This window comes from Leisingera methylohalidivorans DSM 14336, from assembly GCF_000511355.1.
GTDB classification, from domain to species: Bacteria; Pseudomonadota; Alphaproteobacteria; order Rhodobacterales; family Rhodobacteraceae; genus Leisingera; species Leisingera methylohalidivorans.
Genome location: NC_023135.1, coordinates 1,532,115 through 1,556,968, shown reverse-complemented (window position 1 = coordinate 1,556,968; position 24,854 = coordinate 1,532,115). Strand labels below are relative to the sequence as shown.

Below are 24,854 nucleotides of genomic sequence, written 5' to 3'. Positions count from 1 at the left end.
ATGAGAAAATGGCGCCAGCAGACGGGAAAATGCCGCCCCTTGCCTTTCGTCTGCCGCAAAAGCCCATATGCTCCGCCTAAATTGCGGAATGAGAAGGCTACAGGCATGACTGACGAACCCCTCGTTGTGTTTACCCCATCCGGCAAGCGCGGGCGTTTCCCCGCGGGCACGCCGATCCTCACGGCCGCCCGGCAGCTTGGGGTCGACCTCGACTCGGTCTGCGGCGGCCGCGGGATCTGCTCGAAATGCCAGATCACCCCCTCCTATGGCGAGTTTTCCAAGCACGGGGTGACCGCCGAGGAAGGCGCGCTCAGTGAATGGAACAAGGTCGAACAGCGTTACAAGGACAAGCGCGGCCTGATCGACGGCCGCCGTCTGGGCTGCCAAGCCACCGTGCAGGGCGACATCGTCATCGACGTACCGCCGGAAAGCCAGGTCCACCGACAGGTGGTGCGCAAGCGCGCCGAGGCGCGCGACATTACCATGAATCCCTCCACCCGCCTGTTCTATGTCGAGGTGGAAGAGCCCGACATGCACAAGCCCACGGGCGACATGGAACGGCTGATCGAGGCGCTGGATGCCCAATGGGACCTCAAGGGCGTCAAGACAGATCTGCATATCCTGCATACGCTGCAGCCTGCCCTGCGCAGAGGCGGTTGGAAGGTCACCGTGGCCGTGCATCTGGGTGACGAAAGCCACCCGCCCAAAATCATGCATATCTGGCCCGGGTTCTACGAAGGCACTGTTTATGGCCTGGCGGTCGACCTCGGTTCCACCACCATCGCCGCGCATCTGTGCGACCTGAAGACCGGAGAGGTGGTCGCCTCCTCGGGCATTATGAACCCGCAAATCCGCTTTGGCGAAGACCTGATGAGCCGGGTCTCTTATTCGATGATGAACAAGGGCGGCGATCAGGAAATGACCCGCGCCGTGCGCGAAGGCATGAACGCCCTGTTCACCCAGATCGCGACTGAGGCTGAAATCGACAAGACACTGATCGTGGATGCGGTCTTTGTTTGCAACCCTGTGATGCACCACCTGTTCCTTGGCATCGATCCGTTCGAGCTGGGCCAGGCGCCTTTTGCGCTGGCAACCTCCAACGCGCTTGCCTTGCGCGCGGCGGAACTGGAGCTGAACATCCACCCGGCTGCCCGCGTCTATCTGTTGCCTTGCATCGCCGGACACGTCGGTGCCGATGCTGCTGCGGTCGCCCTGTCCGAGGCGCCTGACAAATCCGAAGATCTGGTGCTGGTTGTTGACGTCGGCACCAATGCGGAAATCCTGCTCGGCAACAAGGAAAAGGTGCTGGCCTGTTCCTCCCCAACCGGCCCGGCCTTTGAGGGCGCGCAGATTTCAAGCGGCCAGCGCGCAGCCCCTGGCGCCATTGAGCGTGTCGAGATCAACCCCGAAACCAAGGAACCGCGGTTCCGGGTGATCGGTTCGGATGTCTGGTCGGACGAGGACGGCTTTGCCGAGGCCATCGCCACCACCGGCATCTCGGGAATCTGCGGTTCCGGCATTATCGAAGCGATTGCCGAGATGCGTCTTGCCGGTGTTCTGGATGCCTCCGGCCTGATCGGTTCAGCGGAGCAGACCGGCTCCGCACGCTGCATCCAGGATGGCCGCACCAATGCCTATATGCTGTGGGACGGCTCCGCCGATGGCGGCCCGACCATCACCGTCACCAACCCGGACATCCGGGCCATCCAGATGGCCAAGGCCGCGCTTTACTCCGGCGCGCGTCTGCTGATGGACAAGTTCGGCGTCGAAACTGTGGACCGGGTGGTTCTGGCCGGTGCCTTTGGTGCGCATATCTCGGCCAAACACGCGATGGTTCTGGGCATGATCCCCGACTGTGTGTTGGACAAGGTCACATCTGCCGGCAACGCCGCCGGCACCGGTGCCCGCATTGCGCTCTTGAACACCGAAGCGCGCGGCGAGATCGAGGAAACCGTCCGCAAAATCGAGAAAATCGAAACCGCCGTGGAGCCTCGCTTCCAGGAGCATTTTGTGAACGCGTCGGCCATTCCGAATTCGGCCGAACCGTTCCCGATCCTGGGCACCGTGGTGACCCTGCCGCAGGTGAACTTCAACACCGGAGGCGGTGATGGAGAAGGCGCTGGCGGAGGCCGCCGCCGCCGCCGCCGCGGCTGACATATCCGCATAAAATACGCTGCAGCGCCTCTTGACCTCATTGGCGCTGCAGCATACTCCTGCATCGCACAGGCGGGTATGATGTAATGGTAGCCTGTCAGCTTCCCAAGCTGAACGCGCGGGTTCGATTCCCGCTACCCGCTCCAAATTCTCAAGAAATATTTCCTTGTCCTTTCAATACCCTGCGCTGAAAATCGGCGCAAAGTCCGGCATTTAATCAAGAAGCAAACTGGGAAAAATCGCGAACAAAACGGAAGCTTCGGGAGCCAGAGTCCCGAGGTAAATCCCAAAGTGTTCTTATCGACCAGGAACCAGGGGCTTTGTTGCACAAATGGCCTGAGGGGAGTGCAGACCGTTTCCCGCCTGTAGCGGTACTCGCCGTCGCCTGCCATTTTAGGATGAGTTTCAATTTCGATCTGAAACCAACAGCAGCAGGTGCGTACCAATTTGTCAATAAAATGACTCAAAACGGGTCACCGAATGAGGCTCCTTTGATCGTCGCCGTACGGTGGCAGGCGGAAACTGGCCGCTACGATTCCACGCCCACTGCTACGCGGACTGCTACACGGCAAGTTACGCGCGAAGCAGTTTCGTAGCAGTAGCAGGATTTCAGCCTGCCCGCACCGTGAGTAAATTTGAATTTATTGATTGTTTTTCAATGTGGTGCGGGTGAAGGGACTTGAACCCCCACGCCTTGCGGCGCCAGAACCTAAATCTGGTGCGTCTACCAATTCCGCCACACCCGCACGTACACAAAGCGCCGCTTTGCGTGCTGCGGTGATTATCAAAGGACAACGGGGGATGCGAGCGGAAAACGCGCCTTCGGATGCCCAGTGCAAAACAGCAACAATCCGTCCGCATAATTGCAACAATGAGCAGGCTTTTGCCGGAAAAGGCTGGGCCTGGAATCCGGTTCCGGCATAGATTCACTCAAAAAGTCTGAGGCAGACAGAGCGAGTAACAAACATGAAACCGTTCGGTAATGCGGGCTTGCGCGCGCAACTGGCGATGCGTGGCCAGGAACAACCCCGGCGGCTGTATCAAGGCAGCCAGAACATCAGCCTGCTGCGCGGCACGATTGTGTTGACCCGCGAGGGCGAGCGCTCGGCAGAGAATCTCAAGGCTGGCGCCAGCCTTATCACCCGCACCCAGGGCATGGCCCAGGTGGATGCAATCCGCACCCGCCGCGCCATGCTGCAAGCCGTCTGCATATCGGCCGGCTCGCTTGGCGACATCCGCGCCGACAGCGATCTTACCGTCCCCTGGAACCAGCGTATCCTGGTGCGCGACTGGCGCGCCAAGGCTATGTTCGGCCAGCCGCAGGCTGTGGTGCCGGCTTATGAGCTGGTGGACGGCGAATTCATCCGCGATCTGGGACTGCAGATGATGGATCTGACGATTCTGGAATTTTCCCGCCCGCATGTGATCTATGCCGGCGGTCTGGAGCTGGCCGCAGCCGCCGCGCTGCAAGAGGACTTGCGCCCGGCGGCTTGAACCGGGCCTTTACAGCCCCAGCCTGCGGAACACGGCGGGGATCTGCTCCGGCAGATCCTCGGCAATCAGGCCGGGGCCGAATTCCAACGCGCATTCCACATGGATATAAGCGGCGGTTTCCGCCGCCTGCATCGGGGAGAATCCGCGCGCCATCAGCCCGGTGATGAAGCCGGCCAGCACGTCGCCTGATCCGGCAGTTGCCAGCCAGGGTGCGGAGCGCTCGTAATGCGCCGAGTTGACCGAGCAGCGCCCGTCCGGTGCAGCGATCACCGTGTCCGGCCCTTTGAACAGAACCACGCAGCCTGCGCGTTTGGCCGCCTCGCGGGTGGCGTCCACCTTGGAATAGGCTGGGCCTGTGGTGGCAGGCGCATTGAGTTTCCCGGCCAGATCCGGGAACAGCCTGGCAAATTCGCCGCCGTGCGGAGTGAGCACGCAATTTTCGTGCAGGGCCTCAAACAGCGCCTCGGGCCTCAGCTCAAACCTTGTGAGCGCATCGGCATCCAGGACGGTTGGCCGCTTTTCCTTCAATGCGGCGAACACCATCGCCTGGGTATCCGCGCCGCGGCCCATGCCGGGTCCAAGGCAAAGGGCGCTGAGACGGTCGTCTTCCAGCAGTTCCGCCAGCCCGTGCGCCCCGTCAATCTGGCGCAGCATGATGGCGGTCAGGTTGGCGGCGTTTTCAAACATCGCTGAGCGCGGCGAGCCGACGGTAACCAGCCCTGCCCCGATGCGCAGCGCGCCGCGGGCGGCAAGGCGTGCGGCACCGGTTTTGCCAGCACCGCCGGAGAGGATGAGGGCGTGGCCGTGGGCGTATTTGTGACCGACCAGCTTTTTCAGGTCAGGCAGGCTTTCTTTAGTAAAAGGCTGAATTCCAGTTTCTGATATCATTTCAGTTTCCAACACACTCAAAGTCCAATGCTCTTCACCACCAGCTTGCCACAAGCTTTCACGCCTTCTCTCATGAGATGCCCCCGCTTCGGCAGATGAAAGGTCACGGTTAGGTCCGCTTCGATTGGAACAAATTCTATCGCCTCCCACATTTCTTTCAGTTCGCACGGTGCAAAATCGACGAAAACTCCAGTATCTGAATGCAAGCCGCTCGGCATATCTACCGCCACGCGCCGTTCTGCACCTGACATCAACTCAATGTCTCTGATAACCTCCCTGAGTTGCTCATCTACCGGCCGGCTCACGCCAGTCCCAAACAGAGCATCAATCAGCACTGTTTCTTGCCAGTGCTCTAATGGTTTGTCTGACCAAGTCCGGGTTTTCTTGTTGTGCCCACCTAACAGTTTCATCTCCCGGCAGCTGAATATGTCGCTTACCGACCCCAGCTCCAGCCACCGCTCATAATTCACCTTCGCATCCGGCGGCAGCTTCTCAGGATCACCATAGAGGAAAACCTCAACGTCCCAACCTCTCTCCTTCAAAATCCGTGCGACAACAAAACCATCGCCGCCATTGTTACCAGGCCCGCACAGGACCACAGATTTCCTGGGCTTATTCGCATCTGTTCTCATATAGCCAGAGGGAGCGGGATCAGAAGCTTCCTCCTCTGCCAGCTCCGGCCACTCCTCGAAGATGGCCTCGACCACCCCCAGCCCGGCCCGCTCCATCAGCTCCAGCCCGGTCACTTCACCGGACTCGATGGCGGCCTGTTCGATGGCCCGCATCTGGGCGGCAGTCAGCAGCTCGGTCATCTTTTGCTCTTTCCCGATTCAGTTTTGCGCAATCCCTGAGCGCAGTGATTAATTTTTAGGCAGAAACGATCAATTCCTGGCCACAATTGCCGCAGCCGCACAGCTCTGCATTGCTGCCTTCATTTAGAAGTGAAATGACACCCCCAACAAGCTTGCGAGGAGCCAAAGCCGATGAAAAAGATCGAAGCCATCATCAAGCCATTTAAACTGGATGAGGTGAAGGAAGCGTTGCAGGACGTCGGCGTGCAGGGCCTTTCGGTGATCGAGGTCAAAGGCTTTGGCCGCCAGAAGGGCCACACCGAACTGTACCGCGGCGCTGAATATGTGGTCGACTTCCTGCCTAAGGTGAAGGTTGAAGTGGTGCTGGACGACGATCAGGTCGATCAAGCCATCGAAGCCATCGTCGACGCCGCCAAGACCGACAAGATCGGCGACGGCAAGATCTTTGTCTCGCCCGTCGAGCAAGCGATCCGCATCCGCACCGGCGAGACCGGCCCGGACGCATTGTAAGAACACCCAAGAAATCTCCAGATACTATCATCAGAAGGACTAAGGGAATGAGCGTAGACGCAGTTCTCAAGACTCTCCGTGAAGACGACGTCGCTTATGTCGACATCCGTTTCACCGATGTGCGCGGCCGCCTGCAGCACGTGACCGTGGACGTGGACCTGGTCGACGAAGACTTCCTCGAAGAAGGCTTCATGTTCGACGGCTCCTCGATCGCCGGGTGGAAGTCGATTGAAAACTCCGACATGAAACTGATGGCCGACACCTCGTCCGCCTATATCGATCCGTTTTACGCGGAAAAAACCCTGTGCCTGCATTGCTCGATCGTTGAGCCCGACACCGGCGAAGCCTATGAGCGCGACCCGCGCGGCACCGCCCAGAAGGCTGAGGCCTACCTCAAGTCCTCAGGCATCGGCGACGTCGCCTATATGGGCCCGGAAGCGGAATTCTTCCTGTTCGACGACGTGCGCTATTCCAACACCATCAACAAGGTGTCCTATGAGGTTGACGCAACCGACGGCTCCTGGAACACCGACGCCGAGTTCGAAATGGGCAACATGGGCCACCGCCCGGGCCTGAAGGGCGGCTATTTCCCGGTCAACCCGACCGACGAGGCGCAGGATCTGCGTTCGGAAATGCTGTCGACCATGAAGCGTCTGGGCATGAAGGTGGACAAGCACCACCACGAAGTGGCGTCCTGCCAGCACGAGCTGGGCCTGATCTTCGACAGCCTGACCAAACAGGCAGACGAGCTGCAGAAATACAAATACGTGATCCACAACGTGGCCCACGCCTATGGCAAATCCGCGACCTTCATGCCGAAGCCGATCTATGGCGACAACGGCTCGGGCATGCATGTGAACATGTCGATCTGGAAGGACGGCAAGCCGCTGTTTGCAGGCGACAAATACGCCGACCTCAGCCAGGAAGCGCTGTATTTCATCGGCGGCATCCTGAAGCATTCCAAGACCCTTAATGCCTTCACCAACCCGTCCACCAACTCCTACAAGCGCCTGATCCCGGGCTTTGAGGCCCCGGTTCTGCGCGCCTATTCCGCCCGCAACCGCTCCGGCTGTGTGCGGATCCCGTGGACCGAAAGCCCGAAGGCCAAGCGCGTCGAGGCCCGTTTCCCCGATCCGGCGGCCAACCCCTACCTGTGCTTTGCCGCGCTTCTGATGGCCGGCCTGGACGGCATTCGCAACAAGATCGACCCGGGCGAAGCCATGGACAAGAACCTGTACGATCTGCCGGCCGAAGAGCTGGAAGGCATCCCGACCGTCTGCGGCAGCTTGCGTGAAGCTGTTGACGCGCTGGCCGCCGACCACGACTTCCTGCTGCAGGGCGACGTGTTCACCAAGGACCAGATCGACGGCTATATCGAGCTGAAGATGGAAGAGGTGCACAAGTACGAGCACACCCCGCACCCGGTCGAATTCGGCATGTACTACAGCTGCTAAGCCGCAGTTTCTGCAAGATGAAGGCGCTCCTTTCGGGGCGCCTTTTTTGTTTGTGCGAAGAGGGATCCCGCCGCCGGGACACCGAAAGCTTACGCTGCGTCAACTTTTATTTGAAACTGTTTCAGGAAAACCGCGCAAGGTATTTTCGCGGCTTCCGTGCAACCCTTTACCCATACACACTGTGATTAAAGGACAAACTGATGCGCAGAAGGACTTTTACCGGGACGCTGATGGCCGCGGGGCTACTGGCCGCAGCACCACTGGCCGCACTGGCAGACGACAGCAAGCTGACGGTGTCGATGCTGCTGGCCGGGCAGATCGACGACAAGGGGTTCATGGAGGCCGGATATAACGGGTTGACCGCAATCCGCGACGAACTGGGCGCCGAGATCAGCTATATCGATGGCATCAAGCCGGAACCGGAGCTTCTGGCCGGCGCCCTGCGCGAGCTGGCCGAGAAGAAGCCCGATCTAGTAATCGCCCACGGCGGCCAGAACAATGAGGCGGCCGAAACCGTGGCGGCGGAGTTCCCGGACGTTAAATTCGTGGTGGTCCAAGGCGCTGTCACCGGCCCGAATCTGTCCAGCTACGAAGTGCTTCAGGAGGAAAGCGCCTGGCTGGCCGGCGCCGCTGCTGGGCTGATGACCAAGACCGGCACCGTCGGCCATATCTCCGGCATCCGGGTCAAACCGGGGCTGAAAGGACGCGGCGGTTTTTACCACGGCCTGATGCATACCAACGCGGACGCCACCTTTCTCACCACCTTTGCCGGCGACCAGGACGACAACGAGCTTTCCTATCGGGTGGCCTCAGATGAAATCGAGAAGGGCGCCGACATCATCTTCACGATGCTGAACGCAGGCCGCACCGGCGCCATCGAAGCGATGCGCGAACACGGCGTGAATCAAATCGGCAACGTGCGCGACTGGTATCCCGACCACCCCGACGTCTTTATCGCCTCGGCCATCGCCAATGTGAGCATCGCCGGGCTGGAAGCCGCCAAGGATCTGGCCGAGGGCGAGTGGCAAGGCGGCAGGATCGTGAAGATTGGCCTGTCCAACCCGGATGCGGTGTCGCTGGCGCTTTCCCCGGACGTGCCGGAGGACGTGCGCACCAGGGTCGATGAACTGCGCCAGAAGATCATTGACGGCGAGATTGAGGTTTCCACCGAATACGATGGTCCCGAGCTCAGCTACTGATCCGCTTGTGTCCCGGAACAATACAGGGCGCCCGCCAGATCGCGCGCCCCAATTGTTTGACCTGCAACCTCACTTCAGCCGCCTCACCGGGGGCTGCCTGCTTGCGATTGCAGTTTCTCCACGTTCCAGAACCGCTTGCTCGGTTTTGCGATAGCCTCGGGGTCTTGGTCCGGCCCGCGCCCGTGAAATTCAGGCCCTGCCCGCGCGACTGGCGGCCAAGAGGGGTAGCAACGCCATGGAAGCGTAGGCTTCCCGAAGGGCGCGCTCCCCTTGGACACCGCTCTTGCGTTTTTAGGCAAGATATTGCCAGTGCTGATCACGGGGGCCAGAACCGGCAATTTCGTTGTGGCTCTTTTGCGGGCGGTCTGCCGGTCACTTTGAAGGTCGGCCTGGAACGGGTGTAACGGTTGATTGCCTCTATAAAGCCCAAGGAACACCGGCCGGAAAAACACCGCTGCCGCATTCGCCCCTCTTGATTTGGTCTCACGCTCCTTGTAGTCAGGCCCGCTCCCGCTGCTGACAGGAGCCTCCATGACCGCACCCAACACCCTTGGTATCGATTTCGGCACTTCCAACTCGGCAGCCGGCATCGCGGTTGCGGGCCGGCCCTGGCTGGTGGAGATGGAGCCGGGCGAGCAAACCCTGCCCACCGCGGTGTTCTTCGAGGACGGCAGCCGTACCATGCGGATCGGCCACAGCGCCACGCGCGCACTGATCGGCGGGGACGAGGGGCGTTTCATGCGCGCCTTGAAAAGCCTGCTGGGTACCCCGCTGCTGCATGAGGAACGGCGTCTGGGCGGCGAGCGGATCAGTTTCGGCACCCTCATTGCCCGCTTTCTGGCAGAGATGAAACGGCGCGCCGAGACGGCCACGCATATGCAGTTCACCCATGCGCTGTCCGGCCGGCCGGTGCGGTTTCATTCCAAGGATGAGGCCCGCAATATCCAGGCCGAAAAGGACCTGCGTGCTTGTTACCTGGAGGCCGGCTTTCAGGATGTGCTGTTCATGTATGAGCCGGAGGCAGCCTTGCGGGCCGCCGCGCCTGCACCGGGCTGCGGGCTGATTGTCGATATCGGCGGCGGCACCTCGGACTTCACCGCCTTTGAACAGGACAAAAACGGCACCACCCGAATCCTGGCCTCGCATGGGGTGCGGCTGGGCGGCACCGATTTTGACCGGCAGCTGAGCATTCATCATGTGATGCCGCTGCTGGGACGCGGCAGCCAGATCCGCAACACCTTCGGCGGCGGCACCCTGCCGGCGCCGAACTGGTTGTTCAATGATCTGGCCACCTGGCAGATGATCCCTTTCCTCTACAGACCGGAAAGCCGCAGGGCAGCTAAGGACCTGGCCGTCAATGCGGTTGAACCGGACAAGCTGGCACGCCTGGTCTCGGTGCTGGAGGATGAACTGGGCCACGAGCTGGCTTTTGCTGTCGAGCGCGGCAAGATCCAGGCCAACACAGCGGGCGGCGCGGCGGCGATCGACCTGAAGCTGCTGCAGCGCGGCCTGTCCGTACCGCTGCCTGCCGCGGAGATGAACCAGACACTGGCAGAGCAGACCGAAGCCATCGGCGATTGCGCGGCTGAGACTCTGGCGCAGGCCGGGCTCAAAGCCGGCAGCGTCGACCGGATCGTGCTTGTCGGCGGCTCTTCGCTGCTGGCGGCGGTCCAAGCCCAAATGCGCAGCATCTGTCCAAACGCCCGCGTCGAAACAGGAAATGCCATGACAGCCGTGGCCGGCGGCCTTGCCCTGGCAGCCGGAACAGCCTTCACTTAGATAAATACGAACCAAGCCCGGTTTTTCCCGTTAGACACCGGCTGCCAGCACGTTAGGCTGCAAGGCACGAGTCACATTTTGAGAGTTCTTTCATGCGCCGGCTGATTGCCCCTGCCCTGATTTCCGCCCTGCTTGCTTCCCCTGCCCTGGCCGTCACCTGCGGCAATACGTCTTCCGGGTTTGAGACCTGGAAGCAGGACTTCCAGCGCGAGGCCAAACGCGCAGGCGTGCGCAAGGCGGGGTTGCAGGCGCTGGCCAATGCGCAATATGCACGCCGCACCATCTCTGCCGACCGTAACCAGAAGAGCTTCAAATACTCGCTGGAGAAATTCATGCAGATACGCGGGTCAGCGACCATTGTGGCGCAGGGCCGCAAGCGAAAGGCACGCAACCCGGAGTTCTATGCCGCACTGGAACGTAAATACGGCGTGCCAGCCGGCGTGCTGATTGCCATCCATGGAATGGAGACCGCATTTGGCAACTATATGGGCGACAGCCAGGTGGTTTCGGCCATCGTGACGCTGACTTACGATTGCCGGCGCTCTGATTTCTTCCGCCCGCATGCGCTCGGGGCGCTGAAACTGGTCGATCAAGGCGCCATCACCACGGCCACTCTGGGCGCCAAACACGGCGAGTTGGGCCATACCCAGTTCCTACCTGGCAATGCGCTGCAATACGGGGTGGACTGGGACGGCAACGGGCGGGTGGATTTCTACAACATGGGGGATGCGATGGCCTCCACTGCGAACTACCTGCGCCAAAAGGGCTGGAAACCCGGCAAAGGCTATCAGCAGGGCGAGCCGAACTACCGGGTTCTGAAGCAGTGGAACGCCGCGACAGTCTATCAGCAGTCGCTGGCAATCATGGCGCGCCAGATCGACCGCTGACCGGGGCCTTTGCCAACGTACGGACGTTATCTGCGCCCGGTCTTTGGCGGGCTGCGGACATAAGCGGCTGACCGTCCCAGGAGCAGTGCAGGTGATTCCCGGATTACTGTAGGCTCTGGGGCATCAATATGTCCGCCCCCCGCCACAGTTGAGCCGTATTCCAGCCCGCAGCGCACGCATAAATCGATAAAGATCGTTTAAAATCAAAATCTTCAAAATCGCCGCATTTCGTGCCCTTCTGTTCAGCCGTTTTCCCTCAGAACCTTAATTCCTGCCCCACTTTGAACTCCTTCAAATTTTACTCTTCTTCCATCGGCACCCTGAATGGAGGATCCGGACGATGGCAGAAACCACACAGCACACAGGCAGGCTGGGCCTGGAGAGCCGCGATACCGGAACTCTTTCGGCTGCGGTTGCCGCGGTTGTGGACACGCTTGAGGATTTCGGCCATCCAGCCGAAACGATCGCCGCCCGCGCCGAGAATACTGCCAGGCTGCAATGCGACCATTATCATGTGACAGTCCGGCTGCGCCGGGTGCCCCTGCGGCGCTCCAGCAAACTGACCAGCAGCATAATGCAGCCCTCGGCGCTCCTGGAATTGTCACTGTCCCCGGTCTTCCCCGGCTATTGCGACCAGGAAATCTCGGAACTGCTGCTGGCGGAAATGCTGCGGCGCCTGCTGCCAGAGGTTGATGCGACCTACGTCGAATGGCTGGAGACCGGAACCGCGCTGACCTGCGAACAGTTCCTTGGTGTGTTTACCGCCGGGAACGGCCAGCCGGAACAACGGAATCCGCCCATCGTTGGCACCGCAAACGCTCTAGCAAGCCAGCCTCGGCAAACCGGGCGGGCCAGCCTGCGCGGCCGTGAACGCTTCACACCGGTTGAGCAAACCGCGCTGGAGCTGGAAGCCCATTGCGACCGGGTCTTCCAGGCCGCCAATAGAAGCCGCGGCCGCAAAACTGCCCCGGCCGGTTTTGCGCGCCTCAGCTGGGGCAGCCAATTGCGGGCGTCAGCCCTGGCCGCAGTCACCCTGGCCGGCACCCGCCGCCTGCGCTTCATCAGCCACCTGTTGCTGCTGACAGCTCTGTTCCTCTTTCTGGAAAGCGCCGGCATGGTTCAGGCCGCGCGTCCGCTGCTGCCCTGACCCCAGGACCGGCCGCCGGATGGCTGTGAAGAGCGGACACAACGGCGTGTGTCTGCAGCAAGCCCGTCTGCGTTTTACTGCGCAGGAAATCCCCCCGGCAGAAGCAGCTCCGGCTTACGGTATCAAAACGCGTTGCAGCGGCACGATGGCCGTCCGGCCAGCACGGCAGTATTTTTTTGCGAAGCGCAGCATGGGGCATGCATGGGTCAGAAACGACTGTAGAACCCGTCGTTTTCTGCAGCGATTCCGCTGGCAGACGCCGCCACATTGGACAGACCTGTGCAGCGACGGAGGCCACGCATGAACGAGCATTACCGCGACACCCGCAAAATCGACCCGACCCGCGGCGCCAACCTGGGCGACAACACGCCGAACAACAATGACCGGGTTGAGATCGGCCCGACCCGGCTGGCTTTCGGCGAATGGGCCGAGGCCGGGCTGCAACTGCCCGACTTGCAGGCAATGCGCAAGTTCCGCTGGGAGCGGCTGACCCGGTTCATCAACGACCGCGGCTATGCCGGCCTTCTGGTGTTTGACCCGCTGAACATCCGCTATGCTACCGACAGCACCAATATGCAGCTGTGGAACACGCACAATCCGTTCCGCGCCCTGCTGATTTGCGCCGACGGCTATATGGTGCTGTGGGACTACAAGCAGTCGCCGTTCCTTAGCGAGTTCAACCCGCTTGTGCGCGAACAGCGCGCCGGCGCCGATCTGTTCTATTTCGACCGCGGCGACAAGGTGGATGCAGCAGCGGATGTGTTCTCCAACGAGGTCCGTAAGCTGCTGGAAGAGCACAGCGGCAGCAACAAGCGCCTGGCGGTAGACAAGATCATGCTGCACGGGCTGCGCGCGCTGGAGGCGCAAGGGCTGGAGATCCTCCCCGGCGAAGAGTTGACCGAGAAGTGCCGCGCGGTGAAAGGCCCGGACGAGATTCTGGCCATGCGCTGCGCCAGCCACGCCTGCGAAACTGCCGTAGCGGCAATGGAGCGGTTTGCCCGCGAACAGGTGCCCGGCGGCAATATCTCGGAAGACGACGTCTGGGCGGTGCTTCACGCCGAAAACATTCGCCGCGGCGGCGAATGGATCGAAACCCGGTTGCTGGCCTCCGGCCCGCGCACCAACCCGTGGTTCCAGGAATGCGGTCCGCGCATCATCCAGAACAACGAGATGATCAGCTTTGACACCGATCTGGTCGGCTCTTACGGGATCTGCATCGATATCTCGCGCAGCTGGTGGATTGGAGACGAGAAGCCGCGCGCCGACATGGTTTATGCCATGCAGCACGGGGTCGAGCATATACGCCACAACATGGAGATGCTGAAGCCCGGTATGAACATTCAGGACCTGTCCAGGGCTTGTCATCCGCTGGATCCGCAGTTCCAGAAGCAGAAATACGGCTGCATGATGCACGGCGTGGGCCTTTGTGATGAATGGCCGCTGGTCGCCTACCCGGATCAGATGGTCGAAGGCGCCTTCGACTATGAACTGGAGCCGGGCATGGTGCTGTGTGTCGAGGCGCTGATCTCCCCCGAGGGCGGCGATTTCTCGATCAAGCTGGAAGATCAGGTGCTGATCACCGAGGACGGCTATGAGAACCTGACCAAATATCCGTTCGACAAGGGCCTGCTGGGCGAAGCCTGATCGCCGCTAGCCAGTCCTTTCTGTCCCGGTCCCTCCTGTTCAGAAGGGGCCGGGATTCCCCGCGGCACCGTCAGGCGCCTGCGCTTAAGAGCAGCGCGCGTTTTTCATGCAGCACCCAGGCCAGCGCATGGGAGCCCCGCGCTAGTCCGCGTTCCTCATAGGCTTCTTTCAGCGCCACAAAGGGAGCGTCGGCAATGCCGTTGTAATGACCGCCCAATTGCAGCCAGAAACCAGCTTCCGGTGATGGGCCGGCAGAACGCGTGTCATGTCCCGCGGCATCGCAAAGGCTGAACCGGTAACAAGGCCCGTCTCAGGATTGCGGCCGAATGGCCAGGGCGCGCGATCGCAAATACCCGCAAACCCCGCCTCATCTGCCCACCGCGTGCCGCTTGCGGCGTGTCGCAGCCATTGCCGTTCGGACTCTTTGCGCTCATCTGCCTTCACCTTCCCGTGACGTTGCAGGCTGCCGCCTTGTTCAAGTCCCAATGAGCGCTCAATCTAGGCGGAACACCCAATAAAGGCCACGCCCATGCCCGCTGAACGCATCACCTTTCCCGGCCATGCCGGAAACACCCTTGCCGCCCGGCTCGACCTGCCCGAGGGACCGGTCCTAGCAACAGCGCTCTTTGCCCATTGCTTTACCTGTTCCAAGGATATCCCGGCAGCGCGCCGGATTGCCGGGCGGCTGGCGGCGATGGGGATTGCAGTACTGCGGTTTGATTTCACCGGGCTGGGGCATTCAGAGGGAGAGTTTGAGAACACCTCCTTCAGCTCCAACGTGGCGGATCTGATTATGGCGGCGCAGTATCTGGCCTCCCGCGACATGGCCCCGTCGCTGCTGATCGGCCATTCTCTGGGCGGCGCGGCGGTGCTGCGGGCACGGGCCGGCATACCGTCTGTCAAAGGCGTGGTGACACTGGGTGCCCCGTTCGATCCCAGCCATGTTTCGCACCACTTCGACGCTGCCTTGCCCGAAATTGACGCCAAAGGCCGGGCGGAAGTGTGCCTGGGCGGGCGGCCTTTCATCATTGGCAAGGAGTTTGTCGAGGACATAAAAGCCGAAGCGCTGGCGCCGGCAATTGCCGGTCTGAAGGCCGCACTGCTGGTGCTGCATGCCCCGCGGGATGAAACGGTGAGCATCGACAATGCGGCTTCGATCTTTACCGCCGCGAAACACCCCAAGAGCTTTGTCACCCTGGATGATGCCGATCACCTGATCACCCGTGCTGCGGATGCGGAATATGCCGCCGAGGTAATTGCGGCCTGGGCCGGGCGCTATGTCGGCATGACCCCGCCCGCGCCGCCGCCCGGTGCGCCCGAAGGCATCCTGCGGGTGACAGAGGCGGACCCGGAGGGTTTCCTGCAAGATGTGCAATCCGGTCCCTATCACCACACTTATGCAGATGAACCGCTGGCCTATGGCGGCACCAACCGGGGCATGTCTCCCTACGGTTTCGTGGCGGCGGGGCTGGGCGCCTGCACCTCGATGACTCTGCGGATGTACGCCCGCCGCAAGGGCTGGCCGCTGGAGGGGATCAGCGTCGATGTGAGCCATGACAAGGTCCACGCCCAGGATGCCCAGCCGACGGGACCGGCCAAAATCGATCAGTTCACCCGGGTGATCCACCTGTGCGGCCCTTTGAGCGGGGAACAGCGGGCCAAGCTGATGGAGATTGCCGACAAATGCCCGGTGCACCGGACCTTGGAAAGCGGCGCCAAGGTGGTGACACACCTGGAAACCTCGACTCAGGCGGCAACTGGGTAACTTAGAAAAATCAGACACCTCCCGCGCCCGGCCTTTGCAGTAAGCCTGCAACGGCAGCGGACTTGGGCCCGGCGCCGGGCCCAACTGTGGCAGGCCTTCGCCAGAAGACCGCAGCGCAGGCGGGAGCACGCACTTGCTGTTAGTCAGAGAAACGGCCAGTGGTGATGCCGCCGCTTTCGCCGACAAAACGCGCAGCCGCTCCATCGCTTTCTATGACAAAACAGGACCATAGGTCCGACGGCGGCCAGGTGGATCAGTATTTTCCATCCCGCACGTCCCAATAGCCCCTGCTGTCACGTCCGGCATTGCACACTGTCCGGCCCGAGGTCCGGAACTCCTGCCAGGCGCTGCTTCCATAAACAAGTTCACGCCCTTTCAGCGCTGCCTGCGCGTCATCTTCGCTCAATGCCCGCCATTCCGGCGCCGCAAGCGGTGAAACGGGCAATGATACCGCAATCATCCGGGCAATCTGCCTCATGTCCGTCTCGCAGCCTTGCTGTCCTGCCGCTCCTGATCTAAGAGGCCGGGCATCTGCTGCACAATCACATAAAGGTGCTTTCGCCATGATCCCCCGCTATGCCCGCCCCGAGATGGTCGCCATCTGGTCGCCTGAGACCAAATTCAAGATCTGGTACGAGATCGAGGCCCATGCCTGCGAAGCGATGGCCAACCTCGGCGTGATCCCGCGCGAAAACGCTGACGCCGTGTGGAAAGCCAAGGACGTGGAATTCGACGTCGCCCGCATCGACGAGATTGAAGCGGTGACCAAACATGACGTGATCGCCTTTCTCACCCATCTGGCTGAGCATGTCGGCAGCGACGAGGCCCGCTTTGTGCATCAGGGCATGACATCGTCGGACGTGCTGGACACCTGCCTGAACGTGCAGCTGGTGCGCGCCGCAGACATCCTGCTGGACGGCATGGACAAGCTGCTCGCCGCGCTGAAAAAGCGCGCGCTGGAGCACAAAGACACTGTGCGCGTCGGCCGCAGCCACGGCATCCATGCCGAGCCCACCACGATGGGTCTGACCTTTGCCCGTTTCTACGCCGAGATGGACCGCAACAAGCAGCGCCTGGCCGCCGCCCGCGCGGAAGTCGCCACCGGTGCGATCTCCGGTGCGGTGGGCACCTTTGCCAATGTCGACCCGGCGGTCGAAGAGCATGTCTGCGAACAGCTGGGCCTGCGGCCTGAGCCGATCTCCACCCAGGTGATCCCGCGCGACCGCCATGCGATGTTCTTTGCCACCCTTGGCGTCATTGCGTCCTCGATCGAAAACGTTGCCGTGGAAATCCGCCACATGCAGCGTACCGAAGTGCTGGAAGGCGCCGAATTCTTCTCGATGGGCCAGAAAGGCTCCTCGGCGATGCCGCACAAGAAGAACCCGGTTCTGACCGAAAACCTGACCGGTCTGGCGCGTCTGGTCCGCATGACCGTTGTCCCCGCGATGGAAAACGTGGCGCTGTGGCACGAACGGGACATCTCGCATTCCTCCGTGGAACGCGGCATCGGCCCCGACGCCACCGTCACCCTGGATTTCGCCCTGCACCGCCTGGCGGGGGTCATCGACAAGATGCTGGTGTTCCCCGAGAACATGCTGGACAACATGAACAAATTCCCGGGCCTGGTGATGTCGCAGCGGGTGCTTCTGGCGCTGACCCAAGCGGGTGTCAGCCGTGAGGACGCCTATGCCATGGTGCAGCGCAACGCGCTGAAAGTCTGGGAAGACCGCGTTGATTTCCGCGAACTGCTGCTGGCGGATGCGGATGTGGTTGCCGCCCTGGGTGAAGAAGCGATCAACGAGAAATTCGACATGGGCTATCACACCAAACATGTCGATACGATCTTCAAGCGGGTGTTTGGCGAGTAAGCCAGCCTGTTTCACCACCTTCAGCGCCCCGCCATCCCGGCGGGGCGTTTTTTTGTTGGCACCAGAAGATTTTCACAAACGCGTTTTTGATATGAAAAAATTGGCCTGCCCGCGGGTTGCAGGGGTACATTGATCACGACCCTATGCACCAGGAGATCACAACATGCGTTTTTTTGCTCTTGCCGCTGCGTTGACCCTGCCGATCACGGCTAATGCCGCAGGCGGCAATGACTGGAACCCGCCGAAGCCCTCCGAAACCACCAAGACCTGCAAGGGCAAGCGGGTCTGGGACGCAAACAAGAAGCGCTGCGTGCGGCCCAAGAAGTCTTCCCTGAACCAGCAGGGCCTGATGGATGCTGCGCGCGAGCTGGCCTATGCCGGCCGCCAGCAAGACGCTCAGGCGGTGCTCAGCGCGATGCCGGACCAGCAGGACTCTCTGGTGCTGACCTACTGGGGCTTTACGCACCGTAAACTCGGGAATCTGGAACTGGCGCAAGCCTATTATGACCAAGCATTAAAGCGGAATCCGAATAATATACTTGCCCGTTCGTACATGGGTCAGGGCCTTGTGGAACAGGGCAAATACGGCGCAGCCCTGATACAGTGGAAAGAGATCAGAGCACGGGGCGGCAACGGCAGCTGGGCCGAAGCATCGCTGCGCAACGCCTTGGAAACAGGTGCATCCTACAGCTACTAGCTTCAGCCTTTCTTTACGGCTTGCGGCGTATCCTGGCCTCCATGATTGAGAAGAATCTTTGGTAGGGTGCGAGAATGCCTCAAGACAACATGCTGGCGCTTCCGATGGCTTCAGGCGGGCCGGTTCTGGGCGGGTTCGGAGCCCCGGCCCCATTGGGCACAGGGGGCGGCAGCGGGCTGAGCGGCAAGGCCAAAGCCGCAATCATCGTCCGGCTGCTGCTGAATGAAGGCGCGGAAATCCCGCTGGAGGAGCTGCCGGACGACCTGCAGCTGGAACTGACCCAGCAGATGGGTAAGATGAGCATTGTCGACCGTGACACGCTGAACGCGGTTGCGGGCGAATTTGCCGATCTGCTGGACAATATCGGCCTGCATTTCCCCAATGGCCTGGCCGGCGCGCTGAACGCGATGCAAGGCAAGATCAGCCGCCACACCCACAGCCGCCTGCGCAAGGAAGCGGGCGTGCGCCAGTTCGGCGATCCCTGGGAACGCTTGAAACAGCTGCCGCCCGAAGACCTGGCCGGGTTGGCCGAGGCGGAAAGCACCGAAGTGGCCGCCGTTCTGCTGTCCAAACTGGACACCGCCAAGGCCGCGCAAATGCTGGTGCATCTGCCCGGCCCGATTGCCCGCCGCATCACCTATGCCGTCAGCCACACCGCCAACGTCACGCCAGACACCGTGGACCGGATCGGCCTGTCGCTTGCCGCTCAGGTCGAAGCCCGGCCCGATCTCGCCTTTGATGAAACCCCGGGCCAGCGTCTTGGCGGCATTCTGACCGAAGCCGCCGCAGCCAAACGGGACGAGGTGCTGACGGCGCTGGACGAAGAAGACGTGGATTTTGCCACCACGGTGCGCAAAGCGATCTTCACCTACGCGTTGATCGGCAAACGGATGCACCCGATCGATGTGCCCAAGTTGATGCGGGTGCTGTCTCAGCCGGATCTGGTCACGGCCATGGCCTTTGCCACCGACGAGGAAGATGTTGCGACCAACGAATTCCTGCTCAAGAACATGTCCAGCCGGATGGCCGATAACATCCGAGAGGAAGTGAGAGAGCGCGGCAGAGTCAAACGCAGCGATGGCGAGGCTGCGTTCAGCATGATCATCTCGGCAATGAGGGATCTTGTGGCCATTGGCGAGTTTGAGCTGAAATCCGACGAGGATGAGGAGGAAGACGGCTAAAGTCCGCCGCTTTTTCCGGCGCGGCAGCTGCGCGGCCCATTCTGCCCGCGCCTGCGAGCTGCTTGTACCTGCCGTTCCGGCTGCGTATGATGCGGGCTTCCGGGCGCATTTCCGCGCCGCAGCCATCCAGACGCCATGCCTGTAGATCCTTCCGAGCTCTCCACCTGGAGCCATGTCAAATATTATGGCAGCAACCTGTTTCTGCGCGGGCTGCTGGTCTGCACGCGGCTGATCCCCTATCGGCTGAGAGTACCCTTGATGGGCCGGCTGGTGACGGTGATGGGCCGGCTGGCCGGGTTCGACAAGCGGGTGCGCACCAACCTGGATCTTGTCAGCCCCGAGCTGTCAGAAATCGATCCGGACACTCTGTACCGCGACGTCAGCAACAATGCGGGCCGGATGATTGCCGAAATCTATGCCGGCGCCCCCTTTCACGACCGCGCCAAGGCAGCACCCATCACCGGCCCTGGCCTGAAAGCGCTGGAAGAGGCCCGGGCGGCAGGGCGCCCGGTGCTGCTGGCGACGGCTCATTTCGGTAATTATGACGCTGCCCGGGCGGCTCTGTTCGCCCGCGGTTTCGAGATGGGCGCGCTATACCGCCGGATGGCCAACCCCTATTTCAATGACCACTATGTTGCCGCCATCAAGGGTAACGGAGAACCCCTGTTCGAGCAGGGCAAGCGCGGCATGGTCGAGCTGGTCCGGCATCTGAAAAAGGGCGGCATCGCGGCCATCGTTACCGATCTGCACGCCCAGGGCGGAGAGCTGATCGATTTTTTCGGCAAGCCTGCAGTCACTTCCACCGTGCCGGCCGAACTGGCGCTGAAATTCGGCGCCGCTGTGATCCCCGTCTATGCGGTACGCCAGGACAACGGTCTGGACTTTGAGATCGTGATGAGCACTGAGATCCCGCATTCCGATCCGCTCACCATGACCAAATCCTTGAGCGCGGATCTGGAAGCCATCGTACGCAAGCACACCGGCCAATGGTTCTGGATCCACCGTCGCTGGAAACCCTTTGTGCCGGTATCCAAACCCGGCAGGAAGGCAAATCCCGAAGCGGGCTGATGCAAGTTGCTACTCGGCGCGGGCAGCGGCAATGATACGGCCAAAGGGCGCCTCTTGCACCAATACGGCAGCGGGCCTGCTTCCCGGCACCGGGACAGATAATTCCAGATCCCCTGCCCCGTCCCATTCCGCAGAGATTTGCCAGTCTTCCACCACATTGGCATAGCTCAAGGTCTTGCCCGCCAGTTCACCGCGGGTGATAGTGACGATCCGTTCGGGCGTGTAGCGCACCAGCTGCACCAGCAGCCTCGCATCCCCCATCTGCACCCGTGGCTGCAGCCGGATCACCAGATCCTCGCCGTTCCGTTCGACCGACAGCGACACCGGGCGCGGCTGCGACTGGTGTTTGCCAATAGCGTCGGCCACCTTCATGGCATCGGCGCCGACCACATCATCCTGGCCCATGATGATCATTTGCGGCGTATAGATCATCCTGCGGCCACCCGCATGCGCATAGCCTTTTTGCCGCTTGGCATGGGACGGCTTGGCGAACTGATCCTTCCAGCCGATGTAATCCCAGTAATCCACGTGCAATGCCAGCGGCAGCACATCCTTGCGCGCAGCCAGCTCATGCAGCAGTGCATCGGCGGGCGGGCAGGACGAACACCCCTGCGACGTATAAAGCTCCACCACCACGGGTTCCGCAGCCGATTGGCCGTATACCGGCAAGGCCAGTGCCAAAGATGCTGCTATCGACGTCAGAATTTTCATGAATCGCCCGCTGCGTTTATTAGGCTTCTGGTCTAATGCTGTGCCTGCAGATACGCTAATCAATCATTGTTGAGCCGGGTTTGAACAATGTAAGCGGCGTTGCACCGGAAAAAATGTGTACTATTGCATACAAAAGTGCCCCCTGCGGCGATTGGGCTATTGAATGCTTAATCGTCCTCATGCATTTAGCTGGCAGCGAATTCCCCGATTTCAAATCCTTGAGGGAGGCCAAACATGCCTATCACCGTCGGACAGGACAATGCCAAAGCGCGCAAAACGCTCAGCGTCAACGGCAAGTCGATCTCTTTTTACTCCATCCCCGCAGCCACCGAAGCCGGCTTTGGCGATTTCTCCAGACTGCCGGCCGCGCTGAAGGTCGTGCTGGAAAACATGCTGCGCTTCGAGGACGGCGGCTTTTCCGTCTCCACTGATGACATCAAGGCGTTCGGTGAATGGGCCGAAAAGGGCGGCAAGAACCCGCGCGAGATTGCCTACCGCCCGGCCCGTGTGCTGATGCAGGACTTCACCGGTGTTCCCGCCGTTGTGGACCTGGCTGCCATGCGCGACGGCATCGTCGGCCTGAAAGGCTCGGCCGCCAAGATCAACCCGCTGGTTCCCGTCGACCTGGTGATCGACCACTCGGTGATGATCGACGAGTTCGGCAACCCGCGCGCGTTCCAGATGAACGTCGACCGCGAATACGAGCGCAACATGGAGCGCTACCAGTTCCTGAAATGGGGCCAGACCGCGTTCGACAACTTCCGCGTTGTGCCGCCGGGCACCGGCATCTGCCACCAGGTGAACCTGGAATACCTGGCCCAGACGGTCTGGACCGACGTCGATCAGAACGGCAATGAAGTCGCCTATCCCGACACCCTGGTCGGCACCGACAGCCACACCACCATGGTCAACGGCGCGGCCGTTCTGGGCTGGGGCGTTGGCGGTATCGAGGCCGAGGCGGCGATGCTTGGCCAGCCGATCTCGATGCTGATCCCCGAGGTTGTCGGGTTCGAACTGACCGGCGAGATGACTGAAGGCACCACCGGCACCGACCTGGTTCTGAAGGTCGTGGAAATGCTGCGTGAGCTGGGCGTGGTCGGCAAGTTCGTCGAATTCTACGGCTCCGGCCTCGACAAGCTGCCGCTGGCCGACCGGGCAACCATCGCCAACATGGCGCCGGAATACGGCGCCACCTGCGGCTTCTTTCCGATCGACGCCGAAACCATCCGATACTTGCGCAACACCGGCCGCGACGAGGACCGCATCGCGCTGGTCGAGGCCTATGCCAAGGAAAACGGTTTCTGGCGCGACGAGACCTACAACCCGATCTACACCGACACCCTGAGCCTCGACATGGGATCCATCGTGCCCGCGATCTCCGGCCCGAAACGGCCGCAGGACTATATCGCGCTGGACGCTGCCGCGGCCACTTTCCACAAATATGTGGAAGGCCAGCGCAGCGCCAAGGACGCAAGCGCCCGCGCCGAGGGCCGCTGGGAGGCCGAGGGCGGCCAGCCCGAGCCGCAGGAAATCCCCGGAAACGAAGGCCACCACAAGCTGGGCTACGTCACCACCGAAAACGGCAATTACCAGCTGCACGACGGCTCGATCGTGATTGCCTCGATCACCTCCTGCACCAACACCTCGAATCCCTACGTGATGATCGGTGCGGGCCTGGTGGCGAAAAAGGCGCACGAACTGGGCCTGACCCGCAAGCCTTGGGTCAAGACCTCGCTGGCACCGGGTTCGCAGGTGGTGTCCGAGTATCTCGAAGCGGCGGACCTGCAGAAGGACCTGGATGCCATCGGCTTCAACCTGGTCGGCTACGGATGCACCACCTGCATCGGCAATTCCGGTCCGCTGGCCGAGGAAATTTCGAAATGCATCAACGATCATGATCTGATCGGCGTGTCGGTGCTGTCGGGCAACCGCAACTTCGAAGGCCGGATCTCGCCGGACGTGCGCGCCAACTACCTGGCCTCGCCGCCGCTGGTTGTGGCCTATGCGCTGGTCGGCGACATGAATGTCGACATCACCACCGCACCGCTGGGCCAGGACAAGGATGGCAACGACGTCTTCCTCAAGGACATCTGGCCGACGCAGAAGGAAATCGCAGATCTGGTCGAGCAGACCGTGACCCGCGAGGCCTTCCAGTCGAAATACGCCGATGTATTCAAGGGCGACGAAAAGTGGCAGGCGGTTGAGATCACCGACGCGGAAACCTATGACTGGCCCGCACATTCGACCTACATTCAGAACCCGCCCTACTTCCAGGGCATGGGCACCGAACCGGGCACCATCTCAAACATCGAGGGCGCCAAGGTTCTGGCGGTTTTGGGCGATATGGTCACCACGGACCACATCTCGCCTGCAGGTTCCTTTGCCACCACCACCCCGGCCGGCCAGTATCTGCTGGAGCGCCAGGTGCAGCCGCGTGAGTTCAACTCCTATGGCTCGCGCCGCGGAAACCACGAGATCATGATGCGCGGCACTTTTGCCAACATCCGCATCAAGAACGAGATGCTGGACGGCGTTGAGGGCGGCTACACCAAAGGCCCCAATGGCGAACAGACCTCCATCTATGAGGCCTCGATGGCGCATCAGGAAGCAGGCACGCCACTGGTGGTGTTCGGTGGTGAACAGTATGGCGCGGGCTCGTCGCGCGACTGGGCGGCCAAGGGCACCGCTCTGCTGGGCGTCAAGGCCGTGATCGCCGAAAGCTTCGAACGCATCCACCGCTCGAACCTGGTCGGCATGGGTGTGATCCCGTTCGAATTCACCGGCGGCGACACCCGCAAGTCGCTGGGCCTCACCGGGGAGGAAACCGTTTCGATCCGCGGTCTGGACACCATCGAGCCGCAGCAGGACGTGCCCTGCGACATCACTTTTGCCGATGGCACCGCCAAGACCATCACGCTGAAGTGCCGGATCGATACCGCGCCGGAGATCGAATACATCGAACATGGCGGCGTGCTGCACTACGTGCTGCGCAACCTGGCCAAGTCGTAAGGCTGTTAAGCCAAAATCTGAAAGGGCGCCCCAACGGGCGCCTTTTTTTACCTCAAGGTTGCAGCGAATAATCCCGGTTATTGCGCGCGAGGGTCTTCTGCGCGGGATCTCTGCAATCGCGCCAGCTGCCTGCAGTTCGGACATCGGCCCGTTGAAGACAACCGGATCAATCACGCAGCCATTCACCATCCCCAGCTGCAGCCGGGAAATCTGTGAATACCTTTCGTACATATCCAGCCCTTGCGGATAGCGCTCGAGGCCGTAGCGGACTGTGTTGGTCTGCAGAAACATCAGCTCTGTAGGGGCCAGGAAGGTCGTGCACTCGGCTGATTTGTTCAACCGAAGGATACCGCCGGCTTCGCGGGCTTTAACTTGCCTGTTAGCAGTTCATGCCAGCGGCACTTCGGCGAACTCAGGCGGCGTTTTGTCTCTCCCCGCCTTCGCTGCACGTGCAATTTTCAGCTGAGCAGAACTGCCTTTTTCCGCTCCCGTATGCCTCATGCTTATGAGCCATCCCCCACTTGCATGGTAGAAACTGCGATTGGATTCCAGCCCTTTAACGGCAAGGTACGCCCACAATCCAGGCG

18 protein-coding genes, 2 tRNA genes and 1 pseudogene are annotated in these 24,854 nt (G+C 61.2%); 16 read left to right on the top strand and 5 right to left on the bottom strand.

Going from position 1 to position 24,854, the window contains the following annotated elements; genetic code table 11:
- The first annotated feature begins 105 nt into the window (after positions 1-105).
- On the top strand, positions 106-2,154 hold the full coding sequence (locus tag METH_RS07765; protein WP_024089887.1) for an ASKHA domain-containing protein: 2,049 nt from the start codon (positions 106-108) through the stop codon (positions 2,152-2,154).
- A gap of 72 nt (positions 2,155-2,226) precedes the next feature.
- Positions 2,227-2,300 (top strand) — tRNA-Gly (locus METH_RS07760).
- Positions 2,301-2,815: 515 nt separating this feature from the next.
- Here METH_RS07760 and METH_RS07755 read toward each other — a convergent pair.
- Positions 2,816-2,900, bottom strand: a tRNA-Leu gene (locus METH_RS07755).
- A 220-nt stretch (positions 2,901-3,120) separates the two neighbouring features.
- Between METH_RS07755 and METH_RS07750 the strand changes: the two genes are divergently transcribed.
- On the top strand, positions 3,121-3,648 hold the full coding sequence (locus tag METH_RS07750; RefSeq protein ID WP_024089886.1) for a Hint domain-containing protein: 528 nt from the start codon (positions 3,121-3,123) through the stop codon (positions 3,646-3,648).
- A 9-nt stretch (positions 3,649-3,657) separates the two neighbouring features.
- On the opposite strand, the pseudogene METH_RS07745 reads toward METH_RS07750, so the two are convergent.
- A pseudogene (locus METH_RS07745) lies at positions 3,658-5,348 on the bottom strand (NAD(P)H-hydrate dehydratase).
- 171 nt (positions 5,349-5,519) lie between these two features.
- Here METH_RS07745 and METH_RS07740 point away from each other — a divergent pair.
- The 7 genes from METH_RS07740 (at position 5,520) to dddP (ending at position 13,968) form a co-directional block, all read left to right on the top strand.
- On the top strand, positions 5,520-5,858 hold the full coding sequence (locus tag METH_RS07740) for a P-II family nitrogen regulator (RefSeq protein WP_008554830.1): 339 nt from the start codon (positions 5,520-5,522) through the stop codon (positions 5,856-5,858).
- Between the two features lie 47 nt (positions 5,859-5,905).
- Complete coding sequence (gene glnA / locus METH_RS07735) at positions 5,906-7,312, top strand: type I glutamate--ammonia ligase (protein ID WP_024089885.1); 1,407 nt, start codon at positions 5,906-5,908, stop codon at positions 7,310-7,312.
- Positions 7,313-7,512: 200 nt separating this feature from the next.
- Positions 7,513-8,511, top strand: coding sequence for a BMP family protein (locus METH_RS07730; protein WP_044008361.1), 999 nt, complete (start codon positions 7,513-7,515; stop codon positions 8,509-8,511).
- 531 nt (positions 8,512-9,042) lie between these two features.
- On the top strand, positions 9,043-10,290 hold the full coding sequence (locus tag METH_RS07725) for an Hsp70 family protein (RefSeq protein ID WP_024089883.1): 1,248 nt from the start codon (positions 9,043-9,045) through the stop codon (positions 10,288-10,290).
- Between the two features lie 92 nt (positions 10,291-10,382).
- Positions 10,383-11,177 (top strand): lytic murein transglycosylase, encoded by a 795-nt coding sequence (locus METH_RS07720; protein WP_024089882.1) that lies wholly within the window; start codon positions 10,383-10,385, stop codon positions 11,175-11,177.
- Positions 11,178-11,517: 340 nt separating this feature from the next.
- Positions 11,518-12,324, top strand: coding sequence for a hypothetical protein (locus tag METH_RS07715; protein ID WP_024089881.1), 807 nt, complete (start codon positions 11,518-11,520; stop codon positions 12,322-12,324).
- 300 nt (positions 12,325-12,624) lie between these two features.
- Positions 12,625-13,968 (top strand): dimethylsulfonioproprionate lyase DddP, encoded by a 1,344-nt coding sequence (gene dddP, locus METH_RS07710; RefSeq protein WP_024089880.1) that lies wholly within the window; start codon positions 12,625-12,627, stop codon positions 13,966-13,968.
- Positions 13,969-14,038: 70 nt separating this feature from the next.
- Here dddP and METH_RS23845 read toward each other — a convergent pair whose 3' ends face one another.
- The gene (locus METH_RS23845; protein ID WP_024089879.1) at positions 14,039-14,185 is read right to left on the bottom strand and encodes a hypothetical protein; all 147 of its coding nucleotides are present in this window, start codon (positions 14,183-14,185) and stop codon (positions 14,039-14,041) included.
- Between the two features lie 312 nt (positions 14,186-14,497).
- On the opposite strand from METH_RS23845, the gene METH_RS07700 reads away from it, so the two are divergent.
- Positions 14,498-15,733: a bifunctional alpha/beta hydrolase/OsmC family protein gene (locus METH_RS07700; protein WP_024089878.1), complete on the top strand. Its 1,236-nt coding sequence runs from the start codon at positions 14,498-14,500 to the stop codon at positions 15,731-15,733.
- 253 nt (positions 15,734-15,986) lie between these two features.
- Here the strand turns inward: METH_RS07700 and METH_RS07695 are convergent, their stop codons facing one another.
- Positions 15,987-16,139: a hypothetical protein gene (locus tag METH_RS07695; RefSeq protein WP_156927462.1), complete on the bottom strand. Its 153-nt coding sequence runs from the start codon at positions 16,137-16,139 to the stop codon at positions 15,987-15,989.
- Between the two features lie 157 nt (positions 16,140-16,296).
- Here METH_RS07695 and purB point away from each other — a divergent pair, with 157 nt between their 5' ends.
- The 4 genes from purB (at position 16,297) to METH_RS07675 (ending at position 20,547) form a co-directional block, all read left to right on the top strand.
- Positions 16,297-17,601: an adenylosuccinate lyase gene (gene purB / locus METH_RS07690; protein ID WP_024089876.1), complete on the top strand. Its 1,305-nt coding sequence runs from the start codon at positions 16,297-16,299 to the stop codon at positions 17,599-17,601.
- A gap of 163 nt (positions 17,602-17,764) precedes the next feature.
- Positions 17,765-18,298 carry a tetratricopeptide repeat protein gene (locus METH_RS07685; RefSeq protein WP_024089875.1) on the top strand — a complete coding sequence of 178 codons (534 nt, stop codon included), beginning with the start codon at positions 17,765-17,767 and terminating at the stop codon, positions 18,296-18,298.
- Between the two features lie 74 nt (positions 18,299-18,372).
- Positions 18,373-19,479, top strand: coding sequence for a flagellar motor switch protein FliG (locus tag METH_RS07680; protein ID WP_024089874.1), 1,107 nt, complete (start codon positions 18,373-18,375; stop codon positions 19,477-19,479).
- Positions 19,480-19,614: 135 nt separating this feature from the next.
- Positions 19,615-20,547 carry a lysophospholipid acyltransferase family protein gene (locus METH_RS07675; RefSeq protein ID WP_024089873.1) on the top strand — a complete coding sequence of 311 codons (933 nt, stop codon included), beginning with the start codon at positions 19,615-19,617 and terminating at the stop codon, positions 20,545-20,547.
- Positions 20,548-20,556: 9 nt separating this feature from the next.
- On the opposite strand, the gene METH_RS07670 is transcribed toward METH_RS07675, so the two are convergent.
- The gene (locus tag METH_RS07670; protein WP_024089872.1) at positions 20,557-21,258 is read right to left on the bottom strand and encodes a DUF1223 domain-containing protein; all 702 of its coding nucleotides are present in this window, start codon (positions 21,256-21,258) and stop codon (positions 20,557-20,559) included.
- Between the two features lie 234 nt (positions 21,259-21,492).
- Between METH_RS07670 and acnA the strand changes: the two genes are divergently transcribed.
- Positions 21,493-24,267, top strand: coding sequence for an aconitate hydratase AcnA (acnA, locus tag METH_RS07665; RefSeq protein ID WP_024089871.1), 2,775 nt, complete (start codon positions 21,493-21,495; stop codon positions 24,265-24,267).
- The last annotated feature ends 587 nt before the right edge of the window (positions 24,268-24,854 follow it).